Raw genomic sequence first — 23,924 nt, forward strand, 5'->3', positions numbered from 1 at the left:
TACCCCATTAGGATAAAGAGATTGTTTGAAAAAGCAGTCTCTTTTTTTAATCAAAAACATTTGTAACACATTAAAAGACAACTGTATTATTTGTAATTATTGACTTAAATTAATTTTACAAAATATAAATTCATCGTTATGAGATCTAAAACAATATTTATAGTTGTAATATTTGTAACATTTTTAAATTATGCCCAGAACTTAACTATACCTCCAAAAAACTATGTCGACACAGTTAACGTTGAAAACTCCATAGTACGGAACAATAATAATTTTCCGTTATCTGATCAAAACAATTCTAAAAATTGGAAATTGTTAACCCGGTATTCTGATGAGTTTGATTCTAAACAACTAGACGAAGGAAAATGGTACCCTAACAATCCAAAATGGAAAGGAAGACCTCCAACATTATTTCACGGTTCGAATGTAAGTTTAGAAAATGGTGAAGTAGTTATTAGAGTAAACAAGCATGGTGATGAAAAAATACCTAACAACTTCACACACACTACTGGATTTATAAAAAGTAAAAAGAAATTCTTGTATGGCTATTTCGAAGCTGAAGTAAAACTAATGGATGCTCCTTGGGTTTCTGGATTTTGGATGACTAATGTAAGTAAAGATTGGTGGACAGAAATTGATATTTGCGAAAATGCACCTGGACTTGAGTATAACAGACATGATTTAAATTCTAACATCCATGTGTTCAGAGTACCAAAAGACAAAGGTGATGTAAAAGAGCATTTTTCTAGAACCAAAAAGTTTTATTTCCCTAAAGAATTACAGGCTGATTATCATGTTTGGGGGTTAGAATGGACACCAGAATTTATTCGGTTTTATATCGACGGTATTTTATTCCGTGAGGCAAAAAACACGCATTGGCATCAACCTCTAGAAGTTAATTTTAATTGTGAATCTAATAAATGGTTTGGTGCACTACCAGATGATAATAGACTTGATGGCGAATATCATATTAAATACTTTAGAACCTGGGAAGTTAAAAAATAAAAGCTAAATCCATATGGAAACATTTAGTGTATCAGAACTGACTTAAAAAGTATTTAGAATCAAACTACTTATTGCTTGTAAAACGTTCTCAATTTATCAGATACTTAGCATATATATAAAAGTCCAGGTCAGAAAACAAACTCTAACCTGGACTTTAATATTAATTGTTATTCTATTTCTTTACAAACTTGACAAAAGAATTTTTAATCTTAATGATGTATAAACCAGTTGCCAGCGTATTTACATTAACTCCCGAATTATTATAGTTTCCTGATAAGATTGCTTTACCACCTAATTGGTAGATACTATAAGCTTCTCCGTTTAAACTTGCTGTTGTAAAACTTAGATTATCCTCTACTGGATTTCTACTTAACCTTACTATTTCATTATTAAACTCATTTGTACTAAGCGTAAGCAAACTAAAGTCAAAAAAATCAAGATCAAATAAGAAGCCACCGCCATTACCAGTTCCACTATACTCTAATCTCAATTTTTGGGTTCCTGCTGTTAAATTTACAGAAGAATTAAAATCTATAAAATTTCTAAATCCGCCTGTTCCTGTAATAACCTGAGTCCCTACCTGAACTCCATTTGCGAAAATCGTAATAGTTCCACCTGCATTATTGTCTGCTCCAGCAGAAATTCTCACATTGTAACTTCCCGTATCAGCGACATTAACATCATACTCAGTAAAGGCGCCATTTTGTATAAAATCTATTGCTGTACCCGAACCTCTTGGTGAAGAAACACCTATGTTACTTGAAGCTACTGAGAAAGCCTCTGCTTCTACATTACCTGGTATAGGTAAACCGTTACACACATTTGTTGGATCATCAGGACATTCATCGTCTGCATTAGTTACAAAACCTGGTGCAGGCAAACAAGACATGATGGAATCATTAGGATCACCTAATCCATCATCATCAGTATCCGCATAAACTAATACTGGTGTACAAGTATCATTAGACTCACTTTCTACACTTAATATTACAGAAGCAATAGAAACAGTAGGTCGCTCAAAAACTCCACCTCCTAAGGCAATAGCTTGGCCACTATTGTTTACAGCTTGTTGATACCTAACTGTTACTACATTACTTGAAGCTTGCAATAAATTGTAAGGCACATCAATTTCTATAACACCAAAAAACTCAATTCTTCCGTTTTGATCATAACCTCTCCAGTTAGTAGGTATTGTAATAGCTGTTCCGTTTATTTTAACTTCCGTTGGTAAAACATTTAAGTTCTGAGAGTTTCCTTGATTACCACCAAACTCTTCAACTAAAGGTACACCAACACCTAATCTCAATATAGCTTTACCAGAATTTAAAGGACCTAAATCAATAGCTCCAAAATTAAACTGATGCTCTGTATTATCGGATGCTTTTAAAACTGGAGCAAATTCTGAAGCTAAAGTCACATCAGCAGGATTTCCATAGTACTTTGTTCTTGTTATTGTTTTTGTAAATGCTATAGGTGCATCATAGGTTATTTCATAAACTTTAGTTTCGCCATTAACCAATTGTATGGCTGAAGAAAATATGTTTGTTGGCACTGTACTTTCAGAATAGATTGGATCTAAAATTCCGTTAACTATAACTGATTTTTCCGTAATACTTGAGATATCTGTTCCACCACTTAAAAAACTGACATTAAATGTTCTGTCTGCTTCATCTAAATTATTTACTATCAAAAAGGCTTTATTACCTCTTTTAAATAATTGCGCTTGAATATCTAAATCATTACTATTAACCGTTGCTCTTTCACCTGAAACATTTTTCCATAATTTATAAAAATTCTGTTTCCATGTTAATACCAAATCATTATTTCTGTATAAATTTGGCGAATCTGGATTCGGTGTATCTCTTAAAGCTGTTGGCCAGACTAAAGCTGGTGTATATGCCTTATCAGGTCTCCCGTTATCATACCAAAAATCAGCTCTTCCGGTTATGAAAGGTATATTGATTAGCGTATTATCTTCACGTTCTAAAAAGTTAAACAACATACTATTCAAACCTCTAATGGATAATGCATTTTCAGAATCACTAAATTCCTCTCCACCATATAAACTTGTATCCTCAATAACGCCAAATTCGGTAATCGCTAATTTTGAAGGTTCCCCAAATTTTAGAGCTGTATAAGTCTCGGTTAAATCTAAAATAGCTTCAGAATTACTTCCGGATCGTCCATTGGCTTGACCAACAACATTAACACCATCGTAAGTATGGATTGAAAGTCCATCCACCTCTTCACCTGCTATATCAATAAATTTCTTTTGGCGATCTCTCCAATTAGTAAAACCTCTTCTTTCATAAGAAGGAAATGCATCAGAAAATCCTAAAACTTTCATATTCCCTAATTCCGGAGTAGCGTGTATTTTTGCTGCCATCTCTCTAAACCAAACACTCATTTCGGTAATAACATCTGAAGTAACTCCTCCAAAATCACCTGCTTTAACAAAAGGTTCATTAAATGGTTCCCAGAATTCTGGTCTATTTGCAGCATCAACTTCATCGATAAAATATCTCACTGCTGCGTTGGACGCATTTACAGTATTATCCCCAGGCCTCCATACGTTAGCAGGATTTGCAGTTGCAATAAAACGTCTTACAGGTCTAACAACACCATCTGACGTTGCTGCAGTAGTCGGAAAATTTCCTCTTGGATTCACAAAGCTTCTATCGGCAAAAGGTCCGAAAAAACGTCTTCCAAAACCAACATTATTTTCTTCTAAAAAAGATCTTGAAGTTTCGTCTCCGTTCGAATCGTGAATGTTAAAAAAGTTATCTCTATTTAAAGATGAAACATCTCCTAAGAAACGTTGTTGCTCTAAGTCAACTGTTATGGTCTGCGAAAATGCAATAATCGAAAAACCTAAAAAAAATAAGATTAAAAAGTTTTCTTTTTTCATATCATGTATTATTTGTATAGCTCAACAAAAATAAAGAACCAGCTTTATTTTTATTACAACAAATGGTTTTTAGAATATAAGATTTAAGTATTAATGAATTATTTTAAAAAACATTATCATAATTTATTTACATAGACGTAATAAGCTACATTTTCTTCACTTTTAGTATTAAAAAAACTTGCTTTCAAATTAGAGACACCTTCTTTTAAACTTACCTTAAATGTAGATGCTTTATCATCTTTAGAAATTTTGTGTTCTTTCTTAATATCCGCAATTTCTATAGAAGCTTTCATATATTCGAGGTTTTTACCTTCAGGTATTGTCCATTGTAAACCTGGCAACTGTTCTGGAGTAACTTTTTCTACAATTGCGTTAATAGGTAAATCTGCTTCTACAGGGTATCGTCTAAGAGAAATCTCATAATCACCAGCTTCCTTAATATCTAGTGCCCAATAGCCAGAACCTACGTTTCCATTTCTAATCTGAATTTGATTCCAAGGGTAGTCTTCTTTATTCGAATGTACATCGTGAGCTGTTAAAGTCACAGGGTTTTCTATTGCTAAACCAACAGGTATTTTAATTTCCTCACCAAACTGAACTGAAACATCTTTCCACCAATTTTCATAAAAAGCTCGCATTTCTGATACTTTTTCAGGGTTTGATGCAGCTAAATCATTTTCTTGACCTTTATCGTTTGCAATATTATAAAGCTCTTTCCCATTGATTAAACGCCAGGTATTTTGCATTACTGAAGAGTTTTTCCACTTTTCAGGATAATTCAGACGCTGAGAATCGGTGATTAGCATTCTGTCATTTTCACCTTGTTCATTCTTTAACATAGACACAATGCTTTGTCCTGCAATTTTTCTATGATTTTTAGGCAAATCTATACCACATAATTCTGCTAAAGTTGGCATAATGTCCAATTGAGCAGTTAAAAAATTGATATCTTTTGCCGTAGAAATATTTCCATTTTTCCAATGGATAAAAAATGGCACTCTATGACCACCTTCATATTCGCTTCCTTTAGTGCCACGCATACCAGCATTAAAACCTGTAATTTTTCCTTCTTTATTATAATATCCAGAGGATGTTCCATTATCTGTCATAAAAATTAAGATAGTATTATCAGCAATTTTTAAATCGCGAAGCTTTTGGCGAAGCTTTCCAAAATTATCATCAACGTTCGTTATCATTCCATAAAAACGTTTCTGCGTATCTGCTAAAACATCATCTCCCAAATCTTTATACAAGTTGTAATATTTTAAGGGAACATTATAAGGTCCATGCGGCGCATTAGTGGAGATATATGCAAAAAATGGTTGATCATTCGCAGACTCCATAAACTTAGTAGCTTCATCAAAAAACACATCTGTGCAATAACCTTTAAATTTTTGTGGTTGTCCATTTACAAAATAAGTATCATCAAAGTAATCATTATCCCAATAATCTGGTGTTTGTTGCACCCCTCCTCCATAATGCATTACTGTTTTTTGGAAACCACGATCGTGTGCTCTAAATGGATAATTATCTCCTAAATGCCACTTCCCAAAAGCTCCTGTTTTATAACCAGCTTCGGTAAACATATCTGCCATAGTTTTTTCTTCTGTACGCAGCAAAGACCATCCACCAACGGTATGCCAAACCCCCGTTGCATTCGCGTATCTTCCGGTCATTAATGCAGAACGTGTGGGAGCACAGGTTGGTCCGACATGAAAATCGGTTAGGTGATAACTTTCGTTATAAAAATCATCAATATTTGGTGTTTTAATCACTGTATTACCATGAGCTCCAATATCACCATAGCCTTGGTCATCGGTAATAACAATGATTACATTAGGCTTCGTTTTTTTTTCACCTTCGTCTGCTTGTTTCTCCTTGCATCCAAGGCTTACTAAAAGTAATAGTGTTATTAACTTTGTGTATTTCATAAATTTAAATTAAAATTTTCCTTGCTACTTAGCACTAGCGCTCCACCCCTATTTTGATTAGCTTCTTATTTTTATCCGGATTATACAATAACAAGAAAAAACTAACAAAAAATTATATTTTTTACTGTGATATTAACAGTGCCATATTTTTCATTTTAGAAGAGCTTTATTCAATATTTAAAATTATTTAAATCCATAAACTTCACTAATTAAATATGTTCTTTATTATATATCAAATGATTTTTTTAGACGAAAACCCTCCTTAACTTTAATCATATGTGGCAAACTATAAATCAAAAGTAATGAATAAGGATAGGGCATTTTTATAAATTTAGATAGGATTAAAACTATTGATTCTATCTAAATTTATATGAAAATTTCCTCCCATTTTATATTACTTTTACTACTTACTAGTTGTAAATCTTTTTGCTCTACCGATAGTTTAACTATTATTAGTCATACTAACAAAAACATTAGCTATGAAGGTAGAATAGGAAAAAATGCAGACAATTCAGCTTCAGAAATATATTGGTCTGGCTCTTCTATTAAAATAAATTTTAAGGGCACAAAAGCTAGCATTTCCTTAGACGACCAAAACGGCACTAATTATTTTAATGTTATAATTGACGGTATACCTTCTCGAGTTTTAAAACTTGAAAAAGGTAAAAAAGAATATTTGCTCGCAGACAATTTATTGGACAAAAAGCATTCGATAGCATTGACCAAACGCAATGAATGGACCTTCGGAAAGACTTTATTTTTTAATTTCACTATAACAGGGGAACTACTTGAAAAAGAAGAGAGAAAACCGCTATTTATTGAATTTTATGGCGATTCCATAACCACTGGACACGGTAACGAAGATTATTCTGGAAACGACAAACCTGAAGGGAATGTCACTAATAACTACAATGCTTACAGCTCGATAACCGCTAGAGCTATTAACGCTGAATACTCATGTATTGCTCGTGGCGGTATTGGTATTATGGTAAGTTGGTTTGATATGATAATGCCTGAAATGTACTATCGTTTAAATCCAAACGAAGTAAACAGTAAGTGGGATTTTACTTCTAAACAACCAGATATTGTCGTGATTAATTTATTTCAGAATGATTCTTGGATTGTTAAGCTTCCAGAAAATGAACAATACAAAAGACGCTTTGGGACGAAGAAGCCAGATGAAACTAAAATAATAAAAGAATATAGCTACTTTATTAAAACCATAAGAAAAAAATATAGTGATGCTTCCATCATTTGTCTTTTAGGAAATATGGATATCACTAAAAAAAAATCTGAGTGGCCAAGTTATGTCCAGAAAGCTGTTAACAGCCTAAATGACAATAAGATTTACACTTGTTTTGTGCCTTACAAAGATTCACCGGGTCATCCAAAAGTTGAAGAGCACAGATTAATTGCAATTAAATTGACTGAATTTATTAAAGAAATAATGAAATGAAAATCATCACTATAAAGAATGCTTTCTGCTTACTATTTTTAGGTTTTTCGATTGTCTCGTTTGGACAGATACGAAAGTATGATTACAATCACAAAAACAAAAAAATAACGACAGAACAATGGGTTGTCAATGACATTATTTTTAAAAATAAAAAAGCCTTAGTTAATCCTTACGAAATTAAATTATATGCTAAAGTTTCATCTAAAGAAAAAACACAAAACATTCCTTTGTTTTACGATGGAAATGATAGGTGGATTTTCAGATTCTCAGCATCAAAAACTGGAGATTTTAATTATAAAATAGCTGGAGACAAAACATCTTTTACTGGCAAGGAAGGTGTTTTTAAAGTCATTCCTAATTCTAAAAAAGATAGGCACGGAGGCATTGTTTTAAAAGAAGATGATAAAAAACATTTCTACTATCAGGATGACTCGCATTATTTCAATTTAGCATTTGAGTGTGATTGGTTATTCGCATTAGATTACAATAAAAAGGAAATCAAAAAGACGAATCATTTACTAGAACTTATTAAAAGTAATGGATTTAATCAAGTTGTAATGAACGTATATTCACATGATGTCTCCTGGAAAAAAGATAGCCTTTTACAGTCTCATCCTGAACATGAATTTGGTGGGAAGCAGGAGATTTTTCCTTTTCTCGGAACTAATAAAAACCCAGACCATTCTGCTTTAAATCCAGAGTTTTTTAAACATTTTGACAAAGTTGTATCTACTATGCATGATAAAGAAATAGTAAGTCATTTGATGATTTATGTTTGGAATAAATTGGTGACTTGGCCAGACATGAATACATTAGAAGACAATAGATACTTCGACTATGTAATTAAGCGTTATCAAGCATTTCCTAACATTATTTGGGACGTCTCTAAAGAAGCATTGTATTACGGCAGAGCGACTGAGGAATATATTTCTGAGCGCATTCAACGTATTAGAAATATAGATTCTTACGACAGATTGGTTTCTGTACATGATTATAACTTTTGTAGAAAACACGCTGATGAAGTCGATTTTATTTCTACTCAAGACTGGGCATCTACATTATATACTAGGATGTTAGAAGCAAGGAATAAATTCCCAAACAAGCCAATTTTTAACATTGAACACGGTGGATATGAAACATCTCCTTATACTGTATTTACCGGGGATTACACCAATGCAGAAACCTGTTTAAGACGTAATTATTTGTGTCTGTTTGCAGGAGTTTATACAACTTATTATTGGCAAGGTTCCTCATGGAATGTTATAATATACAATCCTTATGAGCAACCTGACGATTTTTACAAACCACGTTTCAGTTATTTTAAACATCTCAACAATTTTTTTAAAGACATTTCATTTCAAGATTTTAAACCCATCCCTTGGAAAAACAGCAGTGGCTACAACCTAACCACCGAAAAAACGGGTACAACTTTAATCTATATGCCAAAGGAAAACTATGCTGTAAAATTGTCGTTTTTATCAAAGGAAAACAAAAACACAGCAACTATGCAATGGTTTAACACCTTAACTGGCAAATACACAAAAGAATTTGGTTTTGAAAAGTGGAAAGCGGAGAAATCACCTTGGCGAGGAGATGCAGACACCATATTAATTGTTAGAAAAAAGCAATAAAAACTCATTTGTTATATCATATTCAACATTCGACACTTTATAAAAAACTTAAAAAAAAGAATTTAGCAGTATAACATTAATAAAGGAACAAATGCCGAATAAGAATATTTATTTTTTGTTTATAATTTCCCTGCTTCTATTAGCATGTAATTCAAAAAATGAAAAAAATGAAAAAAAGATAGCTGAAAATATTGTAAAAGATTCTGTTCAAGTCTATCAACCTAATTGGGAATCTATCAAAAAAAACTATAAAGATCCCGTTTGGTTTAACAATCAGAAATTTGGAATCTTCATTCATTGGGGAGTTTATGCTGTTCCTGCATATGGTTCAGAATGGTACCCTAGAAATATGTATATGGATAAAAATAGACTAAGTGCTACTTTACGTATAGAAAAAGAAGGTGCAACGAGAGAATATAAACATCATAAGAAAGTATATGGGGATCAAAAAACATTTGGATATAAAGACTTTGTACCTATGTTTAAAGCTGAAAAATTTAATGCTTCTGAGTGGATAGATCTATTTAAAAAAGCTGGTGCAAAATATGTTGTTCCTGTAGCGGACCACCACGATGGATTTGCCATGTATAAGTCAAATACGACACCGTGGAATTCTTATAATATGGGACCTAAAAGAGATGTTTTAGGGGAACTTTTTAAGGCTGGAAGAGCTAAAGGTATGATCATGGGCGCTTCGTCTCACTATGCGTTTAACTGGTCTTTTTACAACAAGGAAGATTATTTTGATACTACAAATCCAGAATTTGCAGATTTATATTCTAAAAAGGGAAAAGATCCAAAGGAACCTGTTTCTAATGAATTTAAAGAACAATGGTGGAACAGAACAAAAGATCTAATCGACAACTATAAACCGGATATTTTATGGTTTGATTTTATGTTAGACATGCCAGCTTTTGAAGCATACAGACCTAAATTGGCTGCTTATTATTACAATAAAGGTATAGAGTGGAATAAGGAAGTCGTGCTACAAGACAAAAACTTTAGCCACGAAGCATTTCCAGAAGGTACTGTAATTTATGATCTAGAAAGAGGCAAATTACCTGGTATTAGAGAATTACCTTGGCAAACAGATACCTCTATAGGCAAAAATTCTTGGTGTCACATTTCAGATTGGGAATCTAAAACTGCTAACCAATTAGTAGATGACCTAGTAGATATTGTTTCAAAAAACGGAAACCTATTACTTAATGTTGGCCCAAAAGCTGATGGAACAATTCCTAAAGATCAAAAAGAAATATTACTACAAATTGGAGAATGGTTAGACATCAATGGAGAAGCAATTTATGACACTAAATATTGGAGAGTATTTGGTGAAGGTCCAACTGAAGTAGCTAAAGGACATCATTCTGAAAAAAATAATAAAGAACTGACAGGTCAGGATATTCGTTTTACTCAAAAAAACGGAAAGCTATATGCTATTATGATGGCGTGGCCTGAAGACGATAAAGTATTAATTAAGTCCATTAACAAAACCGACAATAAAGTTTCACACGTTAAAATGTTGGGTAGTGGTGAAAAGTTAAAATGGTCTCAAAACGAGAATGGTTTAAGTGTAGAAATGCCTAGTAAAAAACCTTGTGATTTTGCATTTACGCTGGAAATTACAATGTAATATTTCCTGCTAAATATATTTAATTAGTTTTAGTCAATTAATCAAAGAGCGCATCAATTTAATGTGCTCTTTGAAATTGTGTTAATTAAAGAATCACTACTAACTTAAAATGAAATTTTAATCAACACTCTGATAGGGTTTATAGATTTTAAATAAAAAAAATGAAATACATTGTTTGTGAAAAACCAGGAGAATTTTCTTTAAAAGAAAAAGAAGCACCGGTAAGAAAAAAAAATGAAGCTTTATTAAAGATTAATAAGGTAGGAATCTGCGGGACAGATTTACATGCTTACGCAGGAAATCAAGCTTTTTTTACTTACCCAAGAATTTTAGGTCACGAATTAGCTTCAGAAGTTATAGAGATTGAAGACAATGAAAGAAACATAAAGACTGGTGATAAAGTGGTTGTGATGCCTTATCTAAGTTGTGGAAAATGTATAGCCTGTAGAAACGGAAAGACTAATTGTTGCACAAACATTAGTGTTTTAGGTGTTCACGGTGATGGTGGTATGCAAGAATTTATTACCGTACCAGTAAACATATTATTGCCGGCAAATAATTTATCTTTTGATGAAATGGCAATCGTAGAACCTTTAGCGATTGGAGCACATGCCATAAGAAGAGCTGCTATTGTAAAAGATGAATTCGTCGTTGTTATCGGTTGTGGACCAATTGGGATTGGTATCATGAAATTAGCTCAAATACAAGGAGCTAAAGTCATAGCTTTAGACATGAATATAGACAGATTAAACTACGCCAAACAAGAAATTGGTGTCGATTATATTGTAAATGCTAGTGATAATCCGATAAAAAAAATCGAAGATATAACTAATGGAGAATTAGCAACCGCTGTTTTTGACGCATCAGGGAATAAACATGCGCTAGAAGCTGGCCCTAATTATATGGCACACGGTGGTCGATTTGTCTTAGTTGGGTTATCTAAAGGTGAATTAACCTATACACATCCAGCTGTCCATGCTAAAGAAATGACATTGATGTGCAGTAGAAATGCAACCACCGAAGATTTTGAATATGTTATTAGCGTTATTGATCAATTTCCTACAGACTCTTTTGTAACGCACAGCGTTCCATTTACAGAAATGATTTCAAATTTTGATAGCTGGTTAAAACCAGAAAATGGTGTTATAAAAGCAACAGTGAATTTTTAATAAATAGTGTAAATAATAACAAGAAAAAAGTAGTGAAACTTGGAGGAATCATGCTCTGTTAAGAATCTTAGAGTTTATTAAGGTTCTCACTATCTATATCCTTTGATATAATGTACGGTAATCAGAGCATAATATCTCTGAAAAAGTTGCAAGATAAATGAAATAAATTATGGCACAATATTCAAGAATAGAAGTTGCAACAGTCATGGAAAAAACAGGGATGGTACCCTTGTTCTTTAGTAGTGATATAGAATTAAGTAAAAAAGTTTTAAAAGCTTGTTATGATGGAGGCGCACGGTTAATGGAGTTTACAGCTAGAGGAGATTTTGCAGATGAAGTATTTGGAGAACTAACAAAGTATGCAATAAAGGAACTGCCTGGAATGATTATGGGAGTTGGTTCTGTAACAGACGCAGCAAGTGCTTCAAGATTTATGGCACTAGGAGCGAACTTTATAGTAACCCCTGTTTTAAGAGAGGATATAGCGATTGTTTGTAATAGAAGAAAAGTACTCTGGTCACCAGGATGTGGCACACTTACAGAAATTACAAGAGCAGAAGAGCTGGGGTGCGAAATAGTCAAATTATTTCCGGGTGATATTTATGGGCCGCAATTTGTAAAAGGAATCAAAGGTCCGCAACCTTGGACTAACATCATGCCAACAGGAGGTGTATCACCGACAAAAGATAATTTATCATCCTGGTTCAATGCTGGTGTTACTTGCGTAGGGATAGGTTCTAAATTAATTTCAAAAGAAATTATAACTAACAAAGACTTCAATAAGTTAGAGCAAAAAGTTAGAGAAGCTCTAGATATAATAAATAAAGTGAGAAAATAATTATAATGTCTAAGAATTACCTTCAAATAGACCCAAAAGATAACATTATTGTAGCTATTACTTCGCTTGAGAAAGGAACAAAAGCTACAATTCAAGGTCAAGATATTGTCTTAAAAGAAAACATAAAACAAAAACATAAGTTTGCTGTAAATGATTTTTCAATAGGCGATGCTATTTTTATGTATGGTGTACTTATAGGAAAAGTTATAAAACCAATTAAAGCTGGTACTGCTATAACAATACACAATGTTAAGCACGCCTCGGCAGAATTTAAAGATTCAAAAGAAAAATTTACTTGGAAAGCACCTAACGTTTTAAAATTCAAAGAACGAACGTTCAATGGTTACTACAGAAAAGATGGTAAAGTTGGTACCGCAAACTATTGGCTGGTTATTCCATTAGTTTTTTGTGAAAACAGAAACGTAGATGTTCTAGAGGGCGCGCTATCCGAAAAATTAGGTTATGAAACAAAAAAAGATTACGCTGTAGATACAGATGCTTTAATCAGTCAGTACAAAGCTGGAGCATCAAAGGAAGACCTATTAAATGTACCTATAATTACAACCAAAGAAGAATTGTCTAAAAACAGGATCTTCCCAAATGTAGATGGTATTAAATTCTTAAAACACGATGGCGGTTGTGGTGGTATTCGTCAAGATTCTGAAACGTTGTGTAAATTACTCGCCGGCTACATTACAAATCCAAATGTTGCAGGTGCAACTATTTTTAGTTTGGGTTGCCAAAACGCACAAATAGAATTATTACAAAATGCCTTAGATGCTATTGATCCAAATATAGACAAACCCATTCATTATCTAGAACAGCAAAAAAGTAATAGCGAACGTGAATTCATAGAAGAAGCAGTAAAACAAACTTTTATAGGTTTAATTGAAGCTAACAAAATTGAACGTAAACCCGCACCTTTAAGCAAGTTAGTTTTAGGGCTAGAATGTGGTGGTTCTGATGGTTTTTCTGGCATCTCTGCAAATCCAGCTTTGGGCTATGCTTCAGATTTATTAGTTGCTTTAGGCGGAAGTGCTGTTTTAGCAGAATTTCCTGAATTAAATGGTGTAGAGCAAGAAATCATCAATCGCTGTAAGACCGAAAAGGATGCTAAGAAATTTTACAATTTAATGCGAGCTTATTCTGCGTCCGCAGTAGCTGTTGGTTCTGGATTTGAAAACAATCCATCACCAGGAAATATAAAAGACGGTTTAATTACAGATGCTATGAAATCTGCAGGAGCTGCTAAAAAAGGTGGAACATCCCCTATAACAGAAGTTTTAGATTATACGGAACAGGTCACAAAACCAGGCTTAAACCTTCTTTGCACACCAGGCAACGATGTGGAATCTACAACCGGTTTAGTAGGTTCTGGATGCAATGTAGTTGTATTTACAACTGGCCTCGGCACTCCTACTGGTAATCCTGTAGCCCCAGTTTTAAAAATGTCTAGCAATACTGATTTATATAAAAGAATGAACGACATAATAGATATTAATGCCGGAACTGTAATTAGTGGAGATGATACCATAGAGTCTATGGGCGAAAAAATATTAGAACACATTATAAATGTTGCAAGTGGCGATGTGGCTTCAAAAGCAGTATTGCACGGGAACAACGACTTTATTCCATGGAAACGAGGTGTCTCGCTATAAAGTATGAAAAGATTATTCAATTTAATTGTTGGAATTATTGGACTAGTCAAAGTAATTATGAGTTTTACGAGTCCTCAAAAATCGACTACATTATTCACGTTTGAAATAAATGCTTGGGTTTACAGACTTATTTGGAGTTTAGTTGTAATTGCTGTAGCAGATTATTTTTATAAAGAGTTTAAAAGTTAAGATTCGTTATGCAAAAATTAAATAGAACAACAGCAAATAAGACTATAAAACATCCTATAAAAGTTATGCAATTTGGTGGTGGAAACTTTTTACGCGCCTTTTGCGATTGGATGTTTGATACTTTAAACAAAACAACTGATTTTAACGGAAGTGTAGCTGTTATAAAACCGACTGAAAGAGGTGATTATTCTGCTTTAAAAGAGCAAGAAGGACTATTCCATGTGGCTTTAGATGGTTTTGAAAAAGGACAATTAATTTCTGAAATTACCCTGGTAGAATCTGTTAATCTCATCATACAACCCTACACACATTGGGAAGCGTATCTAAAATTAGCTGAACAACCTGAATTACGATTCATTGTGTCTAACACAACAGAAGCAGGAATTAAATTTTCTGAAGAGGATAAAAAAAGTGATAGTCCTCCTAAAGAATTTCCCGCAAAATTAACGGCATGGTTATATCACAGATTTAATTATTTTAAAGGAGAAAAAAATAAAGGTTGCATTCTATTGCCATGTGAATTGATAGAAAATAACGGTGATGTTTTAAAAGAAACTGTTCTTGAATATGCTAAACACTGGAATTTAGAAACTGCATTTATCAGTTGGGTTAAAGAAAATAATTATTTCTGCAGTACTCTAGTAGATAGAATTGTTTCTGGTTACCCTGAAGCAAGAGCCTCAGAAATTATAAAACAAACAGGTTTTAATGACAATTTATTAGTCGCTGGCGAATATTACCACAGTTGGATAATTAAGGGCAATGCGATTGTGCAGAAAGAATTACCATTTTCTCAAACCAACTTAAACGTTCAATTTGTAGATAGTTTATCGACGTATAGAGAAATGAAAGTTCGCATTTTAAACGGTGCGCACACATCTTTAGTACCCGTTGGATATTTAGCTAGTATAAAAACTGTTAAAGATAGTATGGGTGATGCATTGGTAAGCAATCACATAAAGCAAATTCTTTCTCAAGAAATAAAACCAACGCTAACCAATCATTTTAAAACTTTAGAAATTGATGCTTTTATAGATGCCGTTTTAGACCGATTTAAAAACCCGACTTTACAACATTATTTAATTGATATTTCTTTAAATAGCACATCAAAATTTCAAGCTCGTTTATTACCGGCCTTCAAAGAATATATAGCATTAGAAGGAACATTTCCTAAACGTATTGCTTTTTCATTATCATGTTTGCTACTATTTTACAAAGGACACTTTAATAATCAAACCATAGTTATAAAAGATGATGCTGAAATTTTAGCGATTTTTAAAACAGAATGGGATAAGGTAGATCAAGGCGAACAAACGGTTTTAAACTTAGTTAAAATATTATTGTCCAATGAAAAAATTGTTGGAGAAGATCTAACAACCATCGAAGGGTTAGTCGAAACGATAACCAATAACATCAACAATATTGAAGCTCTTGGTGTAAAAGAATCTTTGAAAAACTTATAATCATGACTATAGATTCGCATCAACATTTTTGGAAATACGAACCCGTAAAACATAGCTGGATTGATGATGATATGGCATCAATAAGAAAAGATTTTTTGGTCGAAGATTTACAAAAAGTTTATAAAAAAAATAGTATTAATGGATGTATTGCTGTGCAAGCAGATCAAACTTTAGAGGAAACCGATTTTTTAATCGATCTAGCTTCTAAAAACAGTTTTATAAAAGGAATTGTAGGTTGGGTAGATCTACGTTCTAAAAATATTAATGACATATTAAATCATTATAATCAATTCCCGGCAGTAAAAGGGTTTAGACATGTTGTACAAGGAGAAGCAGATCATAATTTTCTATTACGTCCCGAATTTTTAAGAGGAATTTCGGCTTTAGAGAAATATAATTTTACTTATGATATTTTGGTATTCCCTCATCAACTTGGAGCAGTATTGGAATTTGTGAAGCAATTCCCAAATCAAAAATTTGTCATAGACCACATTGCAAAACCATATATAAAAGATGGCTTTTATGATGGCTGGGCAACATTGATGTCAGCAATAGGAAAGCTTCCTAATGTGTATTGCAAATTATCTGGAATTATTACGGAAGCCAATTACAAAACATGGACACCTCAACAAATTCAACCATATTTAGAATTGGTTTTGAAAGCATTCGGAGTAAAAAAAATCATGTTTGGTTCTGATTGGCCAGTATGTTTAGTTGCAGGAACATACCAAGAAGTAAAACAATTAATAATGGATTTTATAGCAGACTTAAGTTCCCAGGAACAGGCTAATATTTTAGGCGGAAATGCTATTCAATTTTATAACATAAATTAGAAAATAATGGATTTAGGTTTAAAAGATAAAATAGTCGTAGTTACTGGTGCTGCTGGTATAAAAGGAAGTATTGGAGAAACAATTGTAAATCATTTAGCAAACGAAGGCGCAATTCCTGTAATTGTTTGTAGAAATGATAGAGGTTTCGGATACGAAAAAGAACTACAAGATAGAGGAATTGATGCTTTATTTGTAAAAACAGATTTGTCTGATGCCGTACAAATTGAAACCGCTGTAAAAAAAATTGAAAAAAAATATGGAAAAATCGATGCCTTAATTAATAATGTGGGTGTTAATGATGGTGCCGGATTAGACGCTTCCATTGATGATTTCATGTATTCTTTAAAATTAAATATGGTAAGCTATTTTGCTATGGTTAAGTATTGTTTACCCATGTTAAAAAAAGCAAAGGGAAACATCCTAAATATTGGTTCTAAAGTAGGATTAACCGGGCAAGGCGGAACTTCTGGTTACGCAGCTTCAAAAGGAGGTGTACTGGGACTAACAAGAGAGTGGGCTGTAGATTTAATAAAATTCGGTATTCGTTCTAACGCTATTATCATTTCAGAGAGTTGGACTCCAGCCTATGACAATTGGATAAAAACACTAGAGAACGGAGAAGAAAAATTGAAATCTATTGTTAAGAAAATTCCATTAGAAAACAGAATGACCACACCCGCAGAAATTGCTGACCAATGTTTATTTACAATTTCTAATAAATCCTCGCATACTACGGGACAATTTATAACCGTAGATGGTGGCTATGTGCATTTAGATAGATCTTTATTAACAGAATAAAACATTTGTTATATCATTTTAAACGAACCGAGTAATTTAATCTTGGGTCGTATGGTAAATTGCAAACAAGCTAACCTAAATTAATTTTTATGAGTAAACCAATAAAAATACCTGTAGTAAGAAAAGAATTATTATTTCCTTTTATCATAATTACCACGTTATTTGCACTTTGGGGTATTGCAAACGATTTAACAAATCCGATGGTTTCGGCTTTTAAAAAAGTAATGCCAGAATTATCAAACACACAAGCATCACTTGTTCAGTTTGCATTCTATTTCGGCTATTTTTTCATGGCTTTACCGGCTGCATTATTTATAAGAAAGTTTAGTTATAAATCAGGAATTTTACTCGGTCTTACACTATATGCTATTGGTGCATTTTTATTTTATCCTGCTGCAGCAAATGAAGAGTTTGTTTACTTCCTAGTTTCGTTGTGGGTTATCACCTGTGGATTAGCTTTTTTAGAAACTACATCTAATCCATTAATATTATCATTAGGAGATAAAGAAACATCTACACAGCGATTGAATTTAGCACAAGCTTTTAACCCAATAGGTTCTTTAACAGGGATGATTATTGCGCAATTATTTGTAATTGATGCCTTACGCTCAGATGATTATACAACTGAAGCATATAATGCATTAACCTCGGAAGAACTTGCGGCGGTTAGAGAAAATGATTTAGGTATCATTAGTATCCCTTATATAGGATTGGGAATTTTTGTATTAATTATTCTTGCTATTATTTTTTTTACAAAAATACCTGTAAAAGCTGAAGATAATAAATTGAGTTTAAAAGAATCATTTAATAAGCTATTTGCAAACAGAAACTATTTACAAGGCGTTGTTACACAAGCTTTTTATGTAGGGGCACAAATTATGTGCTGGACGTACATTTTTCAGTATGTAGATAATTTAAATGAAACATATGGTTGGGAATTAACAGCCACCTATTATAATGTTGCTGCTATGATTTCATTTTTAATAGGAAGATGGATTGGTACTGCTTTAATGAAATCTATCAATCCTTCAAAATTATTAATGTTGTTTGGAATTGGAGGTGTACTAAGTAGTTTAGGAGCAATTCTATTGCCTGGAATGGCTGGATTAATTTCTCTTGTAGCTATTTCAGTTTTCATGTCTATAATGTTTCCTACTATTTATGGTATTGCGTTAAAAGATATGGGAGATGAGGCTAAAATTGGTTCTGCAGGGCTAGTAATGGCAATTGTTGGTGGTGCATTAATGCCTGTTTTACAAGGGAGTATTTTAGATTGGGGAGGCACAGGCTTTGCTGACAAAAAAATACTTGGATTTATTCCCGAAATAAATTTCTCGTTTATTCTTCCACTAATTTGCCTCGCTGTCGTCGCTTTTTACGGCTTTAGTACTATAAAAATTTCAAAAAAAGAATTAAAATAAAATAATGAGTACAAAGAGACATTGTTTTTCATGCGATTTAAAAGATGATTCTAAATTAATCGCTGAGTATAAAAAATATCATGCAGCGGGTAATGCCTGGCCGGAAATTACCAAAAGTATTAAAGATGCGGGTGTTATTGATATGGAAATTTACCTAACAGGAAACCGTATGTTCATGATCATGGAGGTCGATGAAACCTTTGATTCCGAAAAGAAAGCTAAAATGGATGCTAACAATCCTAAAGTACAAGAATGGGAAAGTCTTATGTGGGATTACCAACAAGAGCTTCCTTGGGCAAAGGATGGAGAAAAGTGGATTGCACTTGAAAAAATTTTTAAGCTTGATAATTAACATCACGTAGTATTCTACATAAAAGAGCCTGTCTGAAAAGTATTGTATTCCTGTCAAACTGAGTCTGTCGAAGTTTTTAATGTCTTGATTTTCAAAATGTCTTCGACAAGCTCAGACTGACAATCCAGAATTTCTTATACTTTTCAGACAGCCTCTTTTTATGTATTCTAAGAATTACTCCTCCTCATCTTTTGTTTCTTTCTTTTTTACGCTTTGCCTTACATATTCACTCGGTATCACACCAAACTGTTTCTTAAAGCATTTTGCAAAGTATGATGCGGTATTAAAACCTGTCATATACATAATTTCCTTTACAGAATAATCACTTTTTTCAAATAACTGGACAGCACGTTTTAATCTAATATTTCTTATAAATTCACTTGACGATAATCCTGTAATTTCCTTAAACTTAAGATATATATTACTTCGACTTAATCCCATTTCTTTCACTAACATTTCTACGCTAAAATCAGTATTCATCATATGTTTTTCTACAATTTCTATCGCTTGTTGTAAAAACTTCTCATCTAGCGTAGTAACTGTAACATCTTTTGGTTGAAAAGTAATATTTTTATTAAACGTATTTCTTAGTTTTTCTCTATAGTCTAAAGTGTTTTTCAGTTTTAATTCTAATAGCTCTATATCGAATGGTTTTCTTATATAGCCATCTGCACCAATTTGTCGACCTTCTATCTCAGATTCTTGGGATAATTTTGCCGTTAACATAATAACAGGAATATGACTAGTCTCTTTATTAGATTTTACTTTCTTACAAAATTCTATACCATCCATTACCGGCATTACTAGATCAGTTATAATAACATTTGGTAGTAATTTATTTGCTATTTCGAATCCCTTTTTTCCATTATCTGCTTCGTAAATAACATATCTTTCGCTTAGCGCTTGTTTTAAGAAATTTCTAATATCTGCATTGTCATCAACAACTAATAATACTGGTAAACTTGATTTCTCTTTAGCCAAATTTAAGTCCACTAATTCATCATTAATGCTAATTGCCATTGAATCTAGTTCGGAAGTACGTACTTTATAATCACTGTCTGATTTATGTTTACAAGTTATTTCTGGAATATCTAAGTAAGCTTCTTTTTCAAAAGGTAAGTTAACTGTGAATACTGTTCCCTTCTTTTTATTACTTTTTACTTTTATTTTTCCTTGGTGTAATTCTACAATATCTTTAACATAAGATAAGCCAATGCCAACTCCTTTAAGATTGTTTTTTACATTTTCATTTTCTGTATAAAAACGCTTAAAAATATTATTCAATTTTTCCTCATCAATGACATCACCAGAGTTTTTAACTTTTATTATAACATCATATAACTCTTTAGTACTTTCTTCTTCTGTATTTTTATTTTGAGGTTTTCGCTTGGCAAGAGATACATCTATCTTTATTTCCCCTTTTTGAGGTGTAAACTTAAAAGCATTTGACAATAAATTATTCATTATCTTTTCTAAAGCATCATGATCAAACCAAGTGATTATTTTTTCATCAGAAAAATCAAAACTAAATATTATCTGATTCTTGTGTGCTAGAAACTGAAATGGTTCGCATACTTCTTTTATAAAAGAAATAATATTACTTTTCCTCATTACAAGACGCATTTTACCTTGATTAACTTTTCTAAAATCGAGTAATTGATTTACTAACCTCAATAAATAATCACTGTTTTTTTGCATAAGTCCGTATTGCTCTTGTCGGACTTCTTCGCTTATGTCTTTGTCATTTTTTTGAAGATATTTTAATGGCCCTTTTATCAGGGTTAAAGGTGTTCTTAGTTCGTGAGAAATATTTGTAAAAAACTCTAACTTAACACGTTGAAATTCTTCATATTTCTCTTTATCCAAATGTTCTAATTCTAATTGATGTTTCTTTGTGGTCTTAATTATAGTAAATCTTCTAAATAATAATAACAAACCTATGATCATTAAGCCATAAATAAAATAGGCCAAGTTTGTTCTCCAAAAAGGTGGGATTACTTTTATTTTAATTTCTGTAGGTGATGAATCCCATACGCCATCATTATTAGAGGCTTTAACTTTTAATGTATAGGTGTTAGGTTCTAAGTTTGTATACGTGGCATATCGATTTTCTGAAGTAGTATAAATCCAATTTTTATTAAAACCTTCGAGCATATAAGCATAATTATTTTTACCTGGTGCTGCAAAGTGTAGTGCTGCAAACTCAAACGAAAAACTATTTTCCTTATACTTAAGCTGTATCTCATCTGTAGCTGTCAATGTTTGTTCAAGGATCACCCGACCATTTATTTCTTGACCAACTTTAATAGGTTTATTAGAGATTGTTAGATTCGTTATTACAGTTTCTGCTTCGTAAGAGTTATCTTGGATGGCTTCAGGGTAAAATGAATTGAACCCATTTATACCTCCAAATAAAAGTTCTCCATTTTTTCGTTTTAAGCGTGCTAATTCCTGAAACTCATTACTCTGTAATCCATCATTACTATTGTAATTTTTAAACGTACCATTAGAAACATTAAACTTAGACAACCCTTTATTTGTTGACACCCAAAGGTTTTTTTTATCATCCTCCAGAATACCTTTAATTACATTATTTGGTAATCCATCTTCTATCTTATAACTAAGAAATATATTTTCTTTTCCATCTTTGGTTTTAACAAGTTTATTTAGTCCGCCTCCTAAGGTTCCTATCCATAAATCTCCTAAACTATTTTCAAATAATTCTAAAATATAGTTATGACTTATACTGTTCTCATCCGAAGGAATGTGCCTGTATATATCAAACCTAGGGTTTTCTTTATACTTTTCTTTTGCATTTAGCTTAGATAAACCATCTGCGGTAGCAAACCAAATATTACCATTTTTATCTTCAATAATATTTCTAATGATATTACTTGAAATACTTAATGAATCTAATCTATTTTTAGATAGAATATCCTTTTTGTAAGAATTGGTTTGATTATTATATAACCACCTATTCACACCAGAATCATAGGTCCCAATCCACAGATTTTTATCTTTATCTTCTAATAAAGAAAACACACTTCCAGAGATTTCGTCTAAACTCTCAATATCTGTCTCCTCAACATTTTCAGGATTGGTTATATCTAATTGATAAAAACTAGGACTATCTTCTGCTCCAATTAATAGTAGTTTTCTGTTATTACGTTCTATTTCAATGGTTACAAAAGGTTTTGGTATTGTTGTGTAGTTTTTAAATCCATTATAAATATTTTCACTTTCAGATTTAGGCAGCATGTTTAGCCCACCACCTTCAGTACCTACCCATAAGCTTCCATTACTATCTTCAAATATGGACCGAATCTTATCATAACTTAAGCTATTAGGATTTGAGGTTTTCTTTATATGGTTAAATTGCTTTCGCTCCGGGTCAAACTTATTTACACCACCTCCGTTTGTACCTACCCAAATAACTCCAGTATGGTCCTTATATAAAGATTTTACAATGTTTTTACTTAAACTGTAAGGATCTCTGGGATTATAAGCATACAGGTTAACAAATTTAGGGATAGTGTCTCTCCCTGTATTGTCTAAATGTAGCAAACCGCTATTTGTTCCAACCCAGATATTATTATTTTCAATAAGTATATTTTTAGTAAACCCAGGGTAAATTTCATCAACTTTAGTTGAGTGGTTTCGATCCAAAATGAACAGTCCATTATTGGTTCCAATGATTAATCTTCCAAAAGTATCTTCATTAATACTTCTAACTGTAGAATCGGGTAAACCAATTTCTTTATTCATTAATTTGAAATGAAACTGACCAAAATCATCTTTTGAAAACTTATATAATCCTTGAGTTCCGCCAGCCCAAATTTGGTTTTCACTATCTTCGAAAATAGCATATACCGTATTCCTTCCAAAGCTATTCGACTGGTTATTTGTATTCAACAAAAAATGTTGAAATTTAATTTCGTCTAGTGGCACCTTTAAATCAACTAAATCTAAACCTTTAATTGTCCCAACCCATAAACGGTTTAATCTGTCTTTGTATAATGTATTTATATGGTTACTTGCTAAACTATTCAGGTTTTTATCATCATGTACAAAATGTGTAAACTTCTCTAAGGATTTATCAAAATGATTTAATCCATTTCCAGTTGTTCCAATCCATAAATTGCCATATTCATCTCCTGTTAAGGCATATATTAAGTTACTACTAATGCTATTAGGTGTACGCGTATCTGGCGTGAAGATTTCAAAATTATAACCATCATATTTATTTAAGCCTTCATGTGTAGCAAACCACATGAACTTTTCATCATCCTGATAAATACTATTAATATCACTTTGAGAAAGACCATCTTCTGTTGTTATATGATCAAATTGAATTGTGTTTTGCGCTTCGCTACGCTTTATATTAATTAAAAAGACTAAGACAAAAAAACAAAAATGATTTACCAAAAGTCTGTTTGAGAATAGATACATAAATTAATTAAAAAAATTTTCTAAATATACCAAATTTGAACCAGTATCTAATGCCATATAATAGTTTTGAAACTATATAAATTATAAAATTATTTTAAGACTAATACAACATTTGTTTTGCTTTTAACACCATCTGTAGTATCGATGTTGAATCAAATAAAATATCTTTATCTTTCTTAAAATTAACTAT

At 32.3% G+C, this 23,924-nt stretch carries 16 protein-coding genes; 13 read left to right on the top strand and 3 right to left on the bottom strand.

Annotated features, from left to right (window positions below; translation table 11 throughout):
• Positions 1-138 precede the first annotated feature (138 nt).
• The gene (locus D1818_RS05150) at positions 139-1,005 is read left to right on the top strand and encodes a family 16 glycosylhydrolase (RefSeq protein ID WP_118456720.1); all 867 of its coding nucleotides are present in this window, start codon (positions 139-141) and stop codon (positions 1,003-1,005) included.
• Between the two features lie 172 nt (positions 1,006-1,177).
• Here the strand turns inward: D1818_RS05150 and D1818_RS05155 are convergent, their stop codons facing one another.
• Together D1818_RS05155 and D1818_RS05160 are read right to left on the bottom strand one after the other, a co-directional pair.
• Positions 1,178-3,913, bottom strand: coding sequence for a carbohydrate-binding protein (locus tag D1818_RS05155; RefSeq protein WP_118456721.1), 2,736 nt, complete (start codon positions 3,911-3,913; stop codon positions 1,178-1,180).
• A 116-nt stretch (positions 3,914-4,029) separates the two neighbouring features.
• On the bottom strand, positions 4,030-5,844 hold the full coding sequence (locus D1818_RS05160) for an arylsulfatase (protein WP_118456722.1): 1,815 nt from the start codon (positions 5,842-5,844) through the stop codon (positions 4,030-4,032).
• 370 nt (positions 5,845-6,214) lie between these two features.
• Between D1818_RS05160 and D1818_RS05165 the strand changes: the two genes are divergently transcribed.
• The 12 genes from D1818_RS05165 to D1818_RS05220 all read left to right on the top strand — a co-directional run bounded on the left by D1818_RS05165 (position 6,215) and on the right by D1818_RS05220 (position 19,285).
• Entirely contained in the window at positions 6,215-7,300 is a 1,086-nt protein-coding gene (locus D1818_RS05165) for an SGNH/GDSL hydrolase family protein (RefSeq protein WP_118456723.1), read from the top strand.
• Positions 7,297-8,931 carry a DUF4038 domain-containing protein gene (locus tag D1818_RS05170; RefSeq protein ID WP_118456724.1) on the top strand — a complete coding sequence of 545 codons (1,635 nt, stop codon included), beginning with the start codon at positions 7,297-7,299 and terminating at the stop codon, positions 8,929-8,931. Before D1818_RS05165 ends, D1818_RS05170 begins: the two co-directional genes overlap by 4 nt.
• Positions 8,932-9,022: 91 nt before the next feature.
• Positions 9,023-10,564, top strand: a complete 1,542-nt coding sequence (locus D1818_RS05175) for an alpha-L-fucosidase (RefSeq protein ID WP_118456725.1) — start codon at positions 9,023-9,025, stop codon at positions 10,562-10,564.
• Positions 10,565-10,725: 161 nt separating this feature from the next.
• On the top strand, positions 10,726-11,733 hold the full coding sequence (locus tag D1818_RS05180; RefSeq protein WP_118456726.1) for a zinc-binding alcohol dehydrogenase family protein: 1,008 nt from the start codon (positions 10,726-10,728) through the stop codon (positions 11,731-11,733).
• A gap of 169 nt (positions 11,734-11,902) precedes the next feature.
• Positions 11,903-12,571 carry a bifunctional 4-hydroxy-2-oxoglutarate aldolase/2-dehydro-3-deoxy-phosphogluconate aldolase gene (locus D1818_RS05185; RefSeq protein WP_118456727.1) on the top strand — a complete coding sequence of 223 codons (669 nt, stop codon included), beginning with the start codon at positions 11,903-11,905 and terminating at the stop codon, positions 12,569-12,571.
• A gap of 5 nt (positions 12,572-12,576) precedes the next feature.
• Complete coding sequence (locus D1818_RS05190) at positions 12,577-14,229, top strand: UxaA family hydrolase (protein ID WP_118456728.1); 1,653 nt, start codon at positions 12,577-12,579, stop codon at positions 14,227-14,229.
• A 3-nt stretch (positions 14,230-14,232) separates the two neighbouring features.
• Positions 14,233-14,418 (top strand): hypothetical protein, encoded by a 186-nt coding sequence (locus D1818_RS05195; protein WP_118456729.1) that lies wholly within the window; start codon positions 14,233-14,235, stop codon positions 14,416-14,418.
• A gap of 8 nt (positions 14,419-14,426) precedes the next feature.
• A complete protein-coding gene (locus D1818_RS05200; RefSeq protein ID WP_118456730.1) occupies positions 14,427-15,881 on the top strand; it encodes a tagaturonate reductase in 1,455 nt (484 codons plus the stop codon).
• 2 nt (positions 15,882-15,883) lie between these two features.
• Complete coding sequence (locus D1818_RS05205; RefSeq protein WP_118456731.1) at positions 15,884-16,714, top strand: amidohydrolase; 831 nt, start codon at positions 15,884-15,886, stop codon at positions 16,712-16,714.
• Between the two features lie 6 nt (positions 16,715-16,720).
• The gene (locus D1818_RS05210) at positions 16,721-17,512 is read left to right on the top strand and encodes an SDR family oxidoreductase (RefSeq protein ID WP_118456732.1); all 792 of its coding nucleotides are present in this window, start codon (positions 16,721-16,723) and stop codon (positions 17,510-17,512) included.
• Between the two features lie 89 nt (positions 17,513-17,601).
• The gene (gene fucP / locus D1818_RS05215; protein ID WP_118456733.1) at positions 17,602-18,933 is read left to right on the top strand and encodes an L-fucose:H+ symporter permease; all 1,332 of its coding nucleotides are present in this window, start codon (positions 17,602-17,604) and stop codon (positions 18,931-18,933) included.
• A gap of 4 nt (positions 18,934-18,937) precedes the next feature.
• Positions 18,938-19,285 (top strand): L-rhamnose mutarotase, encoded by a 348-nt coding sequence (locus tag D1818_RS05220; RefSeq protein WP_118456734.1) that lies wholly within the window; start codon positions 18,938-18,940, stop codon positions 19,283-19,285.
• Positions 19,286-19,459: 174 nt separating this feature from the next.
• Here D1818_RS05220 and D1818_RS05225 read toward each other — a convergent pair whose 3' ends face one another.
• On the bottom strand, positions 19,460-23,734 hold the full coding sequence (locus tag D1818_RS05225) for a hybrid sensor histidine kinase/response regulator transcription factor (protein WP_118456735.1): 4,275 nt from the start codon (positions 23,732-23,734) through the stop codon (positions 19,460-19,462).
• Positions 23,735-23,924: the final 190 nt, after the last annotated feature.

Source organism: Aquimarina sp. BL5 (genome assembly GCF_003443675.1).
Taxonomy (GTDB): Bacteria; Bacteroidota; Bacteroidia; order Flavobacteriales; family Flavobacteriaceae; genus Aquimarina.